General features: G+C 46.8%; 10 protein-coding genes. 6 read left to right on the forward strand and 4 right to left on the reverse strand.

Annotated features, from left to right (window positions below):
• Positions 1-6: 6 nt before the first annotated feature.
• From OH463_RS19725 to OH463_RS19745, 5 genes are all read left to right on the forward strand, one after another.
• Positions 7-939: an ABC transporter permease subunit gene (locus OH463_RS19725; RefSeq protein ID WP_269992249.1), complete on the forward strand. Its 933-nt coding sequence runs from the start codon at positions 7-9 to the stop codon at positions 937-939.
• A 9-nt stretch (positions 940-948) separates the two neighbouring features.
• Positions 949-1932, forward strand: coding sequence for an ABC transporter ATP-binding protein (locus tag OH463_RS19730; RefSeq protein ID WP_269992251.1), 984 nt, complete (start codon positions 949-951; stop codon positions 1930-1932).
• A gap of 9 nt (positions 1933-1941) precedes the next feature.
• Positions 1942-2937, forward strand: a complete 996-nt coding sequence (locus tag OH463_RS19735; RefSeq protein ID WP_050939506.1) for an ABC transporter ATP-binding protein — start codon at positions 1942-1944, stop codon at positions 2935-2937.
• Complete coding sequence (locus tag OH463_RS19740) at positions 2934-4730, forward strand: aminopeptidase P family protein (protein ID WP_269992253.1); 1797 nt, start codon at positions 2934-2936, stop codon at positions 4728-4730. The genes OH463_RS19735 and OH463_RS19740 overlap by 4 nt, the downstream gene beginning before the upstream one ends.
• Before the next feature lie 395 nt (positions 4731-5125).
• The gene (locus tag OH463_RS19745) at positions 5126-8836 is read left to right on the forward strand and encodes a M66 family metalloprotease (RefSeq protein WP_269992329.1); all 3711 of its coding nucleotides are present in this window, start codon (positions 5126-5128) and stop codon (positions 8834-8836) included.
• A 115-nt stretch (positions 8837-8951) separates the two neighbouring features.
• Here OH463_RS19745 and OH463_RS19750 read toward each other — a convergent pair whose 3' ends face one another.
• Positions 8952-11396 (reverse strand): collagenase, encoded by a 2445-nt coding sequence (locus tag OH463_RS19750; RefSeq protein WP_269992255.1) that lies wholly within the window; start codon positions 11394-11396, stop codon positions 8952-8954.
• Between the two features lie 495 nt (positions 11397-11891).
• Here OH463_RS19750 and OH463_RS19755 point away from each other — a divergent pair, with 495 nt between their 5' ends.
• Positions 11892-12386, forward strand: coding sequence for a beta/gamma crystallin-related protein (locus OH463_RS19755; protein WP_230544367.1), 495 nt, complete (start codon positions 11892-11894; stop codon positions 12384-12386).
• A 74-nt stretch (positions 12387-12460) separates the two neighbouring features.
• Here OH463_RS19755 and OH463_RS19760 read toward each other — a convergent pair whose 3' ends face one another.
• The 3 genes from OH463_RS19760 to OH463_RS19770 are packed head-to-tail and all read right to left on the reverse strand — an operon-like array spanning position 12461 to position 14957.
• Positions 12461-13720: a sensor histidine kinase gene (locus tag OH463_RS19760; protein WP_017190284.1), complete on the reverse strand. Its 1260-nt coding sequence runs from the start codon at positions 13718-13720 to the stop codon at positions 12461-12463.
• On the reverse strand, positions 13717-14406 hold the full coding sequence (locus OH463_RS19765) for a response regulator transcription factor (RefSeq protein ID WP_017818034.1): 690 nt from the start codon (positions 14404-14406) through the stop codon (positions 13717-13719). Before OH463_RS19765 ends, OH463_RS19760 begins: the two co-directional genes overlap by 4 nt.
• 53 nt (positions 14407-14459) lie before the next feature.
• Positions 14460-14957 carry a winged helix-turn-helix domain-containing protein gene (locus OH463_RS19770; protein ID WP_047516943.1) on the reverse strand — a complete coding sequence of 166 codons (498 nt, stop codon included), beginning with the start codon at positions 14955-14957 and terminating at the stop codon, positions 14460-14462.
• Positions 14958-15029 lie beyond the last annotated feature (72 nt).

A 15029-nucleotide genomic window follows, 5' to 3' on the forward strand; every position in this document is an offset into this window, starting at 1 on the left:
CCGAGCATGTTATCGATTAAAAAGCTGGATACTCAATCCTTACAACAACGAGTTGTTGATAATATCGAAGCTGTAGAAGGTCGAAGTCTATGGCAAGACGCATGGACTCGCTTTCGCAGAAATCGCGCGGCAATGACCTCCGTTTACGTGCTGGCGTTCATCATCTTGTGTATCACCTTTGGTCCTTCACTTGCTGCCTTTGGACATGATGAGATTGATTGGAACATCCTTGCTGACCCGTACGAGTTGGGGAAACCCTCTTTGAGCAGCGGGCACTATTTTGGTACCGACGACCTAGGACAAGACCTATTTGCCCGCACGATGCAAGGTGGTCGCCTGTCGATTTTGGTTGGCTTTGTTGGTGCCTTGGTTGCCGTTGTGATTGGCACCATTTGGGGCAGTATTTCCGGCTATCTAGGTGGCGTGGTAGACAGCGTAATGATGCGTATCATCGAAGTGCTCGACTCAGTGCCATTTATGTTCATGGTCATCCTGTTCGTAACCTTATTTGGCAACAACATCTATCTGATCTTTATCGTGATTGGCATGGTCTCATGGCTGGGTATTGCCCGAGTGGTAAGGGGCGTTACCTTCGGTATCAAAAAGCGCGAATTTATTGAAGCAGCACATTCCATCGGCGTATCTAAATTCACCATTGTGCGTCGTCATGTGCTGCCAAACGTGCTTGGGATCGTGATGGTCTATTCGTCCTTAATGGTGCCCGGCTTCATCATGTTTGAATCCTTCTTGAGTTTCTTAGGCTTAGGAGTTCAACCGCCAGACACCAGTTGGGGAATCTTGATTTCAGAAGGCGCAAAAACCATCGACGTGGCATTGTGGATGCTACTTTTCCCATCGCTGTTTTTGGTCGCTACCCTGTTTTGTTTTAACTTCATCGGCGATGGCTTACGCGACGCCCTTGACCCGAAAGATCGATAAGGACTTCCCATGCTGTCAATTGAAAACATGAACGTGCGCTTCGATACGCCAGACGGACAAGTGCAAGCAGTCAGCAACCTCTCTTACACGATTCAAGCGGGAGAAACGCTAGGCATCGTTGGCGAGTCCGGCTCAGGCAAAAGCCAATCGGTGTTTGCGCTGATGGGGCTAACAGCTGATAACGGGAACGTCTCGGGCGAAGCACGTTTTCATGGCGAGAACTTACTCGCGATGTCGAAGAAGCAGCTCAACCGCATTCGCGCAGAGAAAATCGGCATGATCTTTCAAGATCCGATGACGTCTCTTAACCCGTTTATGAAGATTGGCAAACAACTCAGTGAAGTGCTGATGGTGCACAAAGGCATGAGCCGAAAACAAGCCATTGCAGAATCCATTCAGATGCTAGATGCAGTACGGATTCCTTCTCCGGAAACGCGCATGAACCAATATCCACACGAGCTTTCTGGTGGCATGCGCCAACGTGTGATGATTGCCATGGCGTTGCTGTGTAAACCGGAACTGCTTATTGCCGATGAGCCCACAACCGCACTCGACGTGACAGTACAAGCGCAAATCCTGACACTATTACGTGAGTTACAACAAGAGTTCAACACCGCCATCTTGCTCATCACTCACGATATGGGCGTGGTCGCTGAAATGTGTGACCGAGTTTTGGTCATGTACGGCGGACAGAAAATGGAACAAGCCGATACGGACACCTTGTTCACCCAGCCAGCTCACCCGTATACCCAAGGGCTTCTAAAGGCGATCCCATCGATTACAGAAGATATGCCTCGTTTACCAACCATTGCAGGTAACCCACCGAGCGCTCTGATTAATCACAAAGGCTGCCCGTTTAGAGATCGCTGTGACTATCGTGAGCCACGTTGCCAAACACAAACACCTCGGTTCGCGCCCCTTAACGGACGCCAATCCATCGCCTGTCATGTCAAAGCGCAAGGCAGTATTTCTCTTATTCATCAATCGGCTTAAGGAAACGTTATGACCCAGCAAGAAGTGTTATTGTCTGCCCGCGACCTGAAAGTCCACTTTCCAGTATCGCGCCATATCATTCCTAGTCGAAGAAAGATCGTCAAGGCGGTGAATGGCATTGACTTAGATGTGTACCGAGGCGAAACCCTTGGCATTGTCGGTGAATCCGGCTGTGGTAAGTCCACATTAGCGCGCGCACTACTTCGTTTGATTGAACCGACACATGGCACCCTGACGTGGAAAGGTGAAGATATGCGTGGCTTTGGCAAAAACGCACTCGCCCTTCGTCGTCGCGAATTCCAGATGATATTTCAAGACCCATCAGCCAGCTTAAACCCGCGTTTAACCATTTCAGAATGCATTGCCGAACCACTGCTAACACACGAACCAGGGCTTAAACGTGCCGAAGTTGAAAAGCGAGTCATCGCCATGATGGACAAAGTAGGACTGCTCGCAAGCCAGCGTAACCGCTATCCGCATGAGTTTTCTGGTGGTCAGTGTCAACGTGTCGGCATCGCACGTGCGTTGATTCTTAATCCTGACTTGGTGGTGTGTGATGAACCCGTTAGCGCACTTGATGTGTCCATTCAGGCGCAAGTGATCAATCTACTCGATGACCTCAAACAAGAGATGGGACTGACACTGGTAATGATTGCTCACGACCTCAGCGTGGTACGTCATATTAGTGATCGCGTAATGGTGATGTATCTGGGTAAGCCGATGGAAGTCGGACGTTACGACCAAGTATTTGATGATGCGCAGCACCCTTATACCAAAGCGCTGCTTTCTGCTGTGCCAATCGCCAATCCTCAATTAGCACGCAACCGCGAGATCCAATTGCTGCCCGGCGATCTCCCTTCCCCGCTCAGCCCTCCGAGCGGTTGCGTTTTTCGAACCCGATGTCCAGAAGCAACCCAACTCTGCGGGCAGCAAAGCCCTGCAAAAATTGGCTCTGAGCAACATCATATCTATTGTTCAAACATGATTTCAGGAAGTCTTTCATGAATACAACAAACTTGGTAAATCAACGCCTTTCATCGCTGCGAGATGCGATGGCAACTTATAACGTTGCAGCCTACATCGTAACAAACAACGATCCTCACAATAGTGAATACTCTGCGGATCATTGGGCTGGTCGAACATGGATTTCTGGTTTTACCGGCTCGGCAGGCAACGTTGTTATCACTACTCAAGGCGGTGGATTATGGACCGACGGTCGTTACTACATTCAAGCTGAAGAACAGCTTCATGGTACTGGACTCAACCTATTTAAAGCACGTCAACCAGAGACGCCAAGCATTCCAAAATGGTTAGCCAGCACGTTAGAAGCCAACAGTACCATCGCAGTAGATGGACGCTCTATCAGCTATGCATTTTACCAAGAACTCAAACAAGCGCTTGAGCCTAAACACATTCAGATTATCCTCGACCTCGACTTACTGACACCAATCTGGCATGACCGTCCTAGCAGACCAACTGAAAAGATCTTTGAGCACCCTGTCGCCTTTGCCGGCATAGACACTAGGCAAAAGCTGGCAGACCTTCGTTCTTGGCTTGGCGACAACCACGTTGACAGTTTATTGGTGTCCACGTTAGACGATGTAATGTGGACGCTAAACATTCGCGGTGCAGATACTCCTTACTGCCCAGTATCTGAAGCGTATCTTGTGGTGGAACAAACGCGCGCTACCGCATTTATCGACAAAGCGAAGTTGCCCGTAGAGATAGAAAAGCATCTCAACGAGCAGGGTGTCAGCGTTCGTCATTACGACTACGTGAACCAATATTTGAATCAGCAATGTGAAGGTCTTTCTCTTGCGTTTAACCCAAGTTACACCGATAGCTTATTGGTCAGTGCAATTGAGCAAAACGTTTCACTAAAGCCAATGGCTTGCCCGGTCACCGACATGAAAGCCAGCAAAAACCCGACCGAGCTAGCCAATCTCGAACAGTCATTGAAGGACGATGGTGTGGCAGTTGTCAGGTTCATGAGTTGGCTAGAAGACCAAGTCCCAAGTGGGCTTGTTACTGAATTGTCTGCTGAGGCGCAGTTAAAAAGTTATCGCCGTCAAACTCGCCATTATGTGAGCGACAGTTTTCGCACCATCGCAGGCTTTGCTGCCCATGGTGCCAAAATGCACTACGCTGCCGATGAAGAAAGCAATGCCGTCATCAACGAGAGCAATTTCTTTCTTGTCGACTCTGGCGGTCAGTACCTTGGCGGCACTACGGATATCACCCGTACTTTCCATTTCGGGTCACCGACCATTAAACAGCGCAAAGATTACACCTTAGTGCTCAAAGCGGTCATCCGACTGACTCAGACTCGATTTATGAAAGGCTCTACGGGTGCCAATCTCGACATCATGGCTCGCGGAATGTTGTGGCAGCATGGTATCGATTATAAATGCGGCACGGGACATGGTGTTGGTATTTGCTTAAATGTTCATGAGGGTCCACAAAACTTTTCGCAAAGCCATCGCGAAGTGGAACTGAAACCAGGCATGGTGATCACCAACGAACCGGGCGTGTATCGCGAAGGTGAATACGGCGTTCGTATCGAGAACATCATGAAAGTCGTGGAAGTCGATCAGAATGAATTTGGCACATTTTACGGTTTTGAGACCATTACCCTCGCCCCAATTGCCACCAGCATGCTCGATGTCACCTTACTTAACCAAGACGAAGTGGATTGGTTAAATCACTATCACACCCAGGTTTACAAAGCGCTCAGCCCATCATTAGATGCGCATGACAAAACTTGGCTACAAGGTGCAACCCAGATGGTTGAAAAATAGCGTTTTATTCATCACCAATTTCATTTTCATTTCAAACTCTTGTTAATTTCAAATAACTTAGTTTGATTGCCAGCCCTCGGGCTGGCTTTTTTCATTTAAAGTCTAACTTATTATAAAATAAAGGCATTTTATTAATTTACTATATAAAGAACCCTATTTTGTATAGATAGATAAATACGAATTTGGACATAAGATATCAATTCGATTTCGTGATCAAATCAGAGCTGGAAGCAGAGTCACAAGTCCGATTTATCCCACCTATTTAAAACTCAAATCCCATCAGATAATCAAATTTATCATCCGTTCATATTGAAATGGATGATGCAACTCCCCTAAGTGCCGAGCTTCTGGCGGCATGTTTAATGTCTATTCCATTGGCAAAAGTAGAGTCTCATATGAAGAAAAATACGCTCGCTTGGCTGATCTCTTCACTCCTAGGAAGTACAGCCGCTTTCGCAAACGCGAACCACGACCTAACCTTGGTCGAAATCGGAAATCAAACCTTTGAACGCATTGAAATGCTCAAGCAGTTAGCAGACAAAGGTCAAGACACCTATCAACGTGATGGCAAAACCTATCTAAATTTCCAAGGACATGAATACTGGGTTAACTTCGATAACTACCCTAAGTTTCCTTTTATGTTTGGAGAGCAAGACCAAGCTTATCGCAACGTAGTGGACTTCGTCGGTCCGGAATGGGAATTTATTTGGTATAACGGTGGTTTCTACCTGATCCACAAAGAGTTTGGTGTGATGAACCCAGACGACACAGGTTGCTACGTAGAATATATCCCTGCTGCCCGAGGCTCTAAGGGTCCAAATGGCGAATACATTTGGCAGTCAGATATGATTCAAAACATCGAGACTTCTGACTGTGATGACCTATCTGCGCCAAGCATCAATGCATTGAACGTAGCCAGCGTTTCAGATCAAGGTGTTCAGCTAAAATGGGCTACGCAAAACGCGAATGACAACGTGGTTTTGACGTTGACCGAATCAGGTTCAGAGCCCGTTCGTTATGACAACGTTCAATCTGGCTTGTTCATTGGCAGCCTGAAACCAGACACTCGGTACACGGCGGAGCTTTCTTCGTGCAATGCGATTGATTGTATCGAGCCACAAAAGATTGAGTTCACGACAAGTGCCGCACGCCTTGGTTACGCTGACGAATTACCGCTAGTAAATCACTTGAATGGCGATTTGACTGGTTCTATCCATTTTGCTCAAACCCATACTACCACCGCCCCGAATCAAAACGATGTGAACCTGTTCCCTGACTTGGTGATCGACCGTGAAGCTTTGCTTCTATTCACACCAGAAGACAAAACCGTTCAACAAGTTTGGGTAGAAGTGAGCTTTGAAGGCACTGTAATCACTCGCCTCCCAATGCTGCCACCAAGCGCGCTTGCGGCTTCTGATCAGCCAGATAATGGACGTTCTAAAGTGGTATTCTCCCATCACGCGTGGTCACTGCCGCTGCAATGGGATTGGATGAAGCCAGGCTTGTCGCTGCGCTTAACCGATAACACTGATCGCCAAGGCGATTTAGCTGCTAATGAACTTGTCTTTGGCGGCGCGCCGGAGCTTATCATTCAAAACATCGACATGGGTATGCTCACGGCGCCACGTGATGGCAACACCATGATCAAAAACATGGCAAAACTCAGCGCCGATTACTTCCAGAAAATCCCAGCATCTAAACTGGTGATGGCGGATTACACTGCCGCTTATTTCCCGAAAGTGACGCTGCCAAACGGTAAGGTTTACACCACAAGCTCAGACAGTGAAGGTGGTTGGCACGGCGGTGATATGCGTGAAGCCATTGGTAAAGCACTGGTATCTACAGGTGTGAATAATGCTAACGTCGGCATTACCGATAGTGCTGGCTATTCGCAAGCTTACAATAAACGCTTCAACCACATTACTGCGCACACCAACCGCGGCGTGTACACCAACGGTATTATTGACCATGGCGGCAGTGGCGGCGGTGGCATCGTGACGTTAACGGCAACAACAGGTAACGAATGGTCGCACGAGCTGGGTCATAACTACGGTCTCGGTCACTACCCTTGGTATGCTTCTACGCACGACTTGGAATCTGGATGGGGTTGGGATGCTCTGCATCGCCGCTTTATCGGTAACTTACACTGGACAGGTGAAGCCACGACTAACGATGTGGGTGGTGAAGTGGTACCACCATTTGCGGGTGAATTCCGCTTTATGCGTGACGCTCAAGCCGGTGGTGAAGCCGCACTATTAGGCACCATTAGTCATTACACGTTAGAGCACCCTTCTCAGTCTCGCCGTGTACAAACGTGGCTCAATAACGGCTTTAACGTCAATTTAAACAGCTCGACTGGTTATGTTCGTTGGAATCAAGAAAGCCAAAGTTACGAAGAAGCACAAACCGACACGCCAGTACCTACTGCAGCAGGCGTGCCTGTTGTCACCATGTTAGGCATTTACGATCCGCGTAACGAACTTGCAAGCCAAGTTTACCCGCTGATTTACTCCAACTACGGCAACGTGTTTGAGCTGCCTTCTGCACCAGACGTAACTTATCATCCGGAAGGCTGGCAAGCGGTGTCTTCTTTGTCTGACGAGCAAATTCAACAAGATTTGTGGCAGACGATGAAGGTCAACAATCAGCAAGCTCGTATTTGTCAGTTCACCTACACGGCAAGCAACGGCGAAAGTGCAAACTTCGTCGGTACAGTCAGTACGGATATGGCGCGTTGTGAAAGCAGCGAAGACATGTACTGGAACATCAATGGTCAGCGTGAGCGCATGATATCTCAAGATCATGACTACTCATTGCTGTCTAAATACGGTGAAGGTGCTGTGACTTACACGCCGAACACCGAAATTGGCGAAGTGCCACTTTGCGTGCTTGATAAATCTGGCACGAGCCATGATGGTGCGGGCTACTTTACCTCTTCCCATTGCCAACAGTTTAGCGGCGTGAAACACAACAACGGAGCAGATTGGCGTTACGCACGACATCAAGGTGGAATGCATCAGCCAAGTATGATCTCTCAACGTAGCTGTGCAGTTACGGTGGAGCGCCAGGATGGCTCAGTACAAAACATTGCAGTTGCAAGTAGCCGATTAAACGACTCACAAAGCAACAAGTTCCACTTTAACCTAGAGCAACTGCCACTGCCGACTCGTGTCACCTTAAGTTGTACTGACGTGAATGGTGAACAAGTGCTAGATAGCTTGATCACTGATCAAAACCCAGCGATCGATAAGCTTGTTGGTCCTATCTTTGTTGGTCAGGAGCACAGTTACAAACAATACGTTGATGAACAAGTCATGTTTGCCGACAACGCAGCGTTAAACCGCATCGACTTTGGCTTTGTGGCTGACTTCGACAAGTTCGTAGCAGACAACTACGGAGCGGGTGTGCTGAACAATGGTGAGACAAGCGCAGAACGCCGCGCTGGTGCACTTTACGTGTACCCTAACCCAGTCACCGGCACTCGCGATTACTTCCTAATGCGTGATATCTCTGCGGCGGATTTCCCAACCAACCAAGCAGGCAATGAAGGCTGGAAGTACCTAGGCTCAGCGGAAAACCATGTCCAGTTTGGTTTTAACCCACTGAAAGTCGATCGTAGTAACATCGACAATGCACAGCGCATTGCCAACTACTTCAATCAACCGCAGTTGCTAACGTGGGAACAAGCGAGTTCAACGGCATGGGGACAATCTGAGAACGCTATTTTCATTGATACAGATGAAAGTGGTGAGCGCCGTTACTTTATGCAAAAACGTCCGGGAGTGAGCAGCGCGTTGCCAGTTCAAAACACCTCTGACGCTGATTGGCGCTTTATTGGTAGCGATACGGATATTGAACAGTACATTGCTGAGCTCAACAGTGACCTAGCTAAGTTTGAAGCCGAAATCTTAGCGTGGCACAAACAAGATCGCATGGGAGTTTGGGGCGAGAACAACAACACGGGAACGATAAACGATATTTACGTGTACCACTTCCGTGGTGGTTACCATTACTACCGCCTCATTGACGGCAAGTACTGGTACTTCCCTTGGCCAACGGAGGCGAACCCAAACAACGCTGATTGGCAGTACTTGGGGCACTTCTAAGCCTTAACCGATATTCAATATGAATAAAAACGCCCAGCACAATGTAAACTCGTGCTGGGCGTTTCATTTTCTGTTGTTACTAGGACCAGTTGATCTTAATTAACAGAAACAACGTTTACTGACGACAACCTGAGGTATCAAAGTCCACTACAATCGCGGCATTTTCAAACTCACCAGAGACTTTAACATACCCCCAGTAATTGCGCTGATTGGACAAGGTAATACACTCAGCATTACCCGCATTGTCTGACCACGCATGGTGATTTGAACCGTTTGGCCAACCATCATTGCTGTACTCAATTTTCAGGTCGCCTACCCCATTTGCCGTGGTGATTGCCATGCTGGTGTGCTCATTGACCGCTGGGATACTCAACCAAATGGTTTGTTGCGTCGCCAAACACGCCGCTTGTCCCACAGTTAAGCGTCCACCACTGATTTTACTTTGCACTGCACAATCTTGTGGTAGCGCATCAGAACCGCCCTGCGCCGTAATAGTAAGACTGTGTGTCGTGCTTGCGGTTAGCCCATCATTATCAGTCACGGTTAAGCTGATCGTGTACTGCCCTTCACTGCCATATTGGTGCGACGGCTGGGTTTGTGTGCTGGTCGTGCCATCACCGAAATCCCACAAGACGCTGACGATCTTCCCGTTTGCATCCGTGCTGTTCTCACTGCTAAATGTAATGCTTTCACCGACTTTGCCCTCACTGTTTGCGGTTATGACTGCATTAGGAGCATCACCAGAAACAAGAGCTTGTTGCCACTGTTCAAACTCGCTCTGGTATAAGATTGCCCACTGATTAATGGTTGCTTTGTAATTTGCCCAGTTACCCTGACGAGTTTCTATCAGCATTTGATTTACGTCGTCTTTATGTCGCTCAAACATGAATCGAACCGCCAAGTAACCCCAGCGATAAATTCTATCGACATCAAAGCCATCATAACTGGTCTCAAAGATCTCGCTGAGCGTAAACGTTGACCCATCTTTGATGGTGTCTATCGCAGCTTGGTTATCGTTCTCCTTCGACACATATTCGGCAATGCCCTCACTCCACCACACGATTCTTTCAGTTGGATGACCGAAGCCACCATAAAGGTCAAATCGTCCATCAAGGTAATGAACATACTCGTGCTCTAGGTTCCACACAAAGTGATCTGGGTTGGCGTAAGGCGCTTCATAAGCAACAAAATTAGGGATGTTCCCCGGCGTTGATGGATCGCCCTCAAGGTACATTCCTCCATTGTTGGTACTGATGTTAAAAATCGGTCCAGCGTATTTGCCGTAATCATCGCTTGAATCAAAGATATTGACCTGCAACTGCGTGTTGTAGTCATCCGCAACAGGCTGTCTTCCTGTCTCAAGTGAAGTGTGGAAATACCCCTCTTCGTACCCCATCTTCGAACAAGCCGCGACGTGCTGATCTTGCGTCATGTTCTGCGACAAAATACGAATGGTAGGACTACACGTGTACGATTGAGAAAGCACTAAACCCTTCAACTGGGACTCAAAGTTACAAATTCCATAGTCACTACAATCCGCGTAATAAGAGACTGTATCGGCAGCGCCAAGCCAAATGGCATCGCCTCTACCGTACATCTCGTATTGAGCAAAGATCTCGGTCAGTTTGCTTTTCACTGTACTGGAAGCACTACCGGAATATTTGGTTAATCGTCCTAACTCACGACCAGCATTCGCTGCCATAAACTCATCACTAGCACCGATAGCTGACGAGCGTAGCGCAAAATCCCCTAGTGCTTTAACAAGCTCAGTCTGATTACCGATGGTTTGCACAAATTGCTCATTCCACTGACCACCAAACAAAATGGTAAATACGCCATTCACTGCATTACGCATGTACCAGTTCTGAGCGTATTGACTGTCCCAGCGAGTGAGCCACTGCGTAACCTGTGGTAGGTAGGCATGCTGGAGCCCTGCACTGTCCATAGTGATAATCACTTCACTGAGCACCTTGCCATGTGGGTCACTGTTCTCATAGAAGTTCGCATTGTTAACGAAGGCATCGACGGCTTCTTTTACTGCAGGGGTCACCCAAGAAAGAAACGAGACCTTGCTGTTGTAAAACTCAGCGTAATAACCTGCTCGCAAATACAGGAACAAAGCTTCAAGCTCATCACTGCCGCCCCCAGCGTAGGCTTTCGCTAAATTGGTCGTGTGCTTTGCAATGTTGTACATGTGCCCAGATTCGAACGCCGCTTCTTGTATTCGACTCTCAGCTGAGAAAAGCGCATTAACACAACTTGCTCCTTGGGTTTTGATTGCGTTGAGCACATCGTTGCTACTGTTTGAAGTGAAAGCTTCTACATCACACACGTTTGCTGCCTGCTCCGCAGACCGAGTAGAAAGGGTACGAAGGGTCGGTTTCGGTTGCTGGGGAAGCAGCTTAGTTGGTGCATAATCTGGCAACGCTCTATCATTACCGTTTTGATGAGCGTGATGTTGATATATTTCTGTGACTTGCTGCGATGGCTCACTTAAAGCAAGCGCGTTCGTACTAGCAAAGAAGGTCGCTATTGCGACGGTGAGATTTTTTAGTTCCATCTTTATTCTTCTATATGATGAGTTCCTTAAATGCCGTTACCACTTAGGCATCACCATTTACTCTTCTCACGACAAAGAGCACTCTCATATAAAGCACCTTGAGCTTTAAAAGAAACAATTCATTAACAATCAAACGCTTTGGTCTCAGTTTCTAGTACTCAATCTGCCAGAAGACGAACTTTATAAAATTCACTTGCTTGATAAGGATTTCTCACCTATTGCGCTTTTTCACCAGGATTACTTAACGACGTGACTTACCATAAATGGTTTCACTTTCGTTGAGCTTTCTGGCTGCCTTTCTTTCCGCTCAGAAATGCACTTGTCAATAAATCGCCGAAATAATGAGCAACAACATGCGCTTGTGTAATTTTAAGGTGAATTTTCAAGCCATAACACTCCGTTCTCATTACCTAAGCACAAAGTTGTGGTATTCATTCTGCGATTATTTGATCGACTTAAATTAGGATTGTCAATATGACTTTGGTTAAGAGATTTATGTTAGGAACATTGCTGTTTTTACCGTCGCTTAGCTATGGCGGTGATTTTGTTTACGTTTGCTCTCTAAAACCTTTTATGGATACATTTTCTCAAGCAGGTCGAACTGAAGCAGAGGCAAGACAGAACGTACGAAGCAGTTGTGAAAAGCAATATGGGGAAGGCAGTATCTTTTGTAAAACGTCTGATGCGAAATGCGAAGGCTCCTCTCTTCGTGGCAGTAGTGATAGTGATGTGAGTGATAATGCGTCAGCCGTGATTTATCAGTATCGACACCAAACAGGTCCATCACTGATGCTTAGCCATGACATTTCCGACCTCAGTATGTACAAATTCGATGACAAAATGAGCTCGTTTTCTATCCCTCGCGGATGGCGTGTCCGTTTCTATGTCGATAAAAACTTCCGAGGTGATTACTACACCCGCGATCATGGCTCATACAATGCCGATGGCTTTGAAGATAAGATCAGTTCAATCAAGATCATTTCTCGTTAAGCTTCCACGTTTGTACTTTGCTTAAAACAGCCCCTCGGTAAATCGAGGGGTTGTATTATCAAAAAGCGTCGAACTTAATTTGGAAGAAAATCAATAAAAACATCATGACCATTATCAATGGCTCGGTTTTTATACAGCCAGTTGTTCTGCTTGATGATTCGTTCAGTCAATTCAAGCCCTAAGCCAAAACCGAGATTGTTCTCTTCTGCATCTTGAGTTGCACTTTGATTGAATATCACCACCGAACTGCCCTCTTGCTTTACTTGCACAAAACCATCTGCCGTGTGTTGGAAAGCGTTGCGAACCAGATTGGTGCAAACCATTCGCGCTAACGGTTCGACCAATAACACTTGTTGTCGATCAGTAATAATATCAACGGTTACTTGCTTGCCTTGCAGCAAATAGGACAATTCATCAATGATTTGGGCTAATAAATCTCCCAACACCACTTCTTTGGCAGGGATTTGAGGCGCGTTACCTCGGTTGAGCCACAGTATTGCTTCTGTTAAGTCGGTCATCGTCGCATTTGCACGCGATATCCGTCTGAGCACCTCCTGTTGTTTTTCCACCTCAACTTGCTTTTCACACATCTTCTTTAGCAGTTCGGTATTGGTTTTGGTGACCGCAATAGGTGTTCTTAGCTCATGACTCGCGTAGGCAAGAAATTTTTTCTCACGCTCAACACTTTGCTGCACTGACTCCATGCTTGATTTAACGATATTCGCCAGCACGTTGAGCTCACTGTAGTGAAAATCTGGAATAGGCTGACTAAGTTGATCCGTCGTCATGTTCTTTGCCCAATTCTTTAACTGTTCAACAGGTGTTGTGACCTTGCGAAAGATGATGATCAAAACCAAATAGAACAGCAATATCGCCACCAACGCGGTAGAAAAAATAATGAAGAAGTGAGGAAACTCATCATCAACGGGGAACTGCTCAGAGCTGTCGTAAAAAGACACTGAGACATATTTCAGCATGCCATTATGCTGCACTTTCATCGCAAACAATGCCATTTTTGGTGGCGAGAAGATCGAACCATCAACAAAATAGTTGGTAAGTGTATTCGTTTCCAAGCTATCACGAGGAATATTCTCACGCACATCTTGGGGCAGATCGCGCCAACGTGAAGCAATGGTAAAGTCGCTGATTTTTACTGGTTCTCCAGGTTGGGTCTCTATAGAGATCGCGTGAGAGAACATCGAGTCTCTTAGTGCGATGTCCATGCCGGAGAAAAAGTAGTGCATAGTTAAAACGGACAACACCACGATTGTCGTAACGCCTGTGAGTAATACCGCAAAAAAACTGTATAAACGGATACTGGGTCTGATCTTCACGACACATCTCCTTCTGAGATAACAAAGCCTTGCTTCACCACGGTCTTGATGAGCTTTTTCTGGTGCCCTTGGTCGACGCGCTGACGCAGGTTAAACATGTGAACTTTAAGGCTGTTGCTGTCGGGCTGTTCTTCACCCCAAATTTTGTACATCAACTGCTCACGAGTGACAGGATTAGGGCTCTCACGCATCAGCACTTCTAATATCTTAAAAGAAATCGGAGACAGTAAAACGGACTGCCCTGCTCGATTCACAGTCTTCTTTTGTACATCGATGGTCAGATCGGCAATGGTTAACTTGGTGTTTTGCGCACTACGTCGTTTAGATAAGGCAATAGTTCGGGCAATCAACTCTTCCATCGCAAAAGGTTTGATAAGGTAGTCATCTGCCCCGCGCGAAAATCCCGCAAGTTTGTCGCTCAGCGAGTCTAATGCTGTGAGCATGATGATTGGCGTTTCCAACCCTTGTTCTCGCAGTTTTTCACATACATCTAAGCCGTTCATTCTTGGCAAATTGATATCCAAAATGATCACGTCATAGTCGGTTTTTTCAATCATCTGCAAGCATGCCACGCCGTTCGCCACATGGTCGCAATGGATGTCTTCCAAGGCGAGATAGTCAATCACAGCGCTCGCAAGGTCGTGATCATCCTCTACGATGAGAAGCTGTAAGTGATTGGATGACATGAAATCCCCTTAAATGTTGTTTAGTTGGTGGAATGAACGCTTTGGACTGTGTTTTACCATATCGCAAAAGCGTCCCTAATTTTACTTAACCAACTTTTGGTATTTTGATAAAACTCGACCGCATAAGTGGTCTCTTCACGATGCAAAGAAGGCATCTCGATTTGTGTTTGCTGTTTAAGGCTCTCTTCAACAATGAGCTTATCTGGAGGCAAACGCTCTACAGAAGCGATGAAACGGTAACCGCACTTAGGCACAGTAAGAATATACTCAGACTTTTGACGATTGTCGCACAAGGTCCTTCTTAGCGTTGCAATGGCTTGGGTCAAACTCGCTTCAGTGACTTTAACGTCATTATCCGTCCAAATTCTATCAAACAGAATTTGCCTCGATAGAGTTTGGTTTGGGTGTTCAATCATCATACTAAGTAACTGATTGCTGTTTTTGCCAAGCACTTTTGTCTCTTCTTCTTGCTCGGTATCCACAATGGTGCCATCAAGAAAAGAGTAAACAAATCGACTACCGATAAGAACCGTCACGCTACCACTCTCCATGCTCGTTATTATTTTCGCTTTTTTCGAGAGTGGATACTAAAAAGGGTCAGGTTAAGGTTGGGTTAAGACGAC

This window comes from Vibrio sp. NFR, from assembly GCF_027587095.1.
GTDB lineage: Bacteria > Pseudomonadota > Gammaproteobacteria > Enterobacterales > Vibrionaceae > Vibrio > Vibrio harveyi.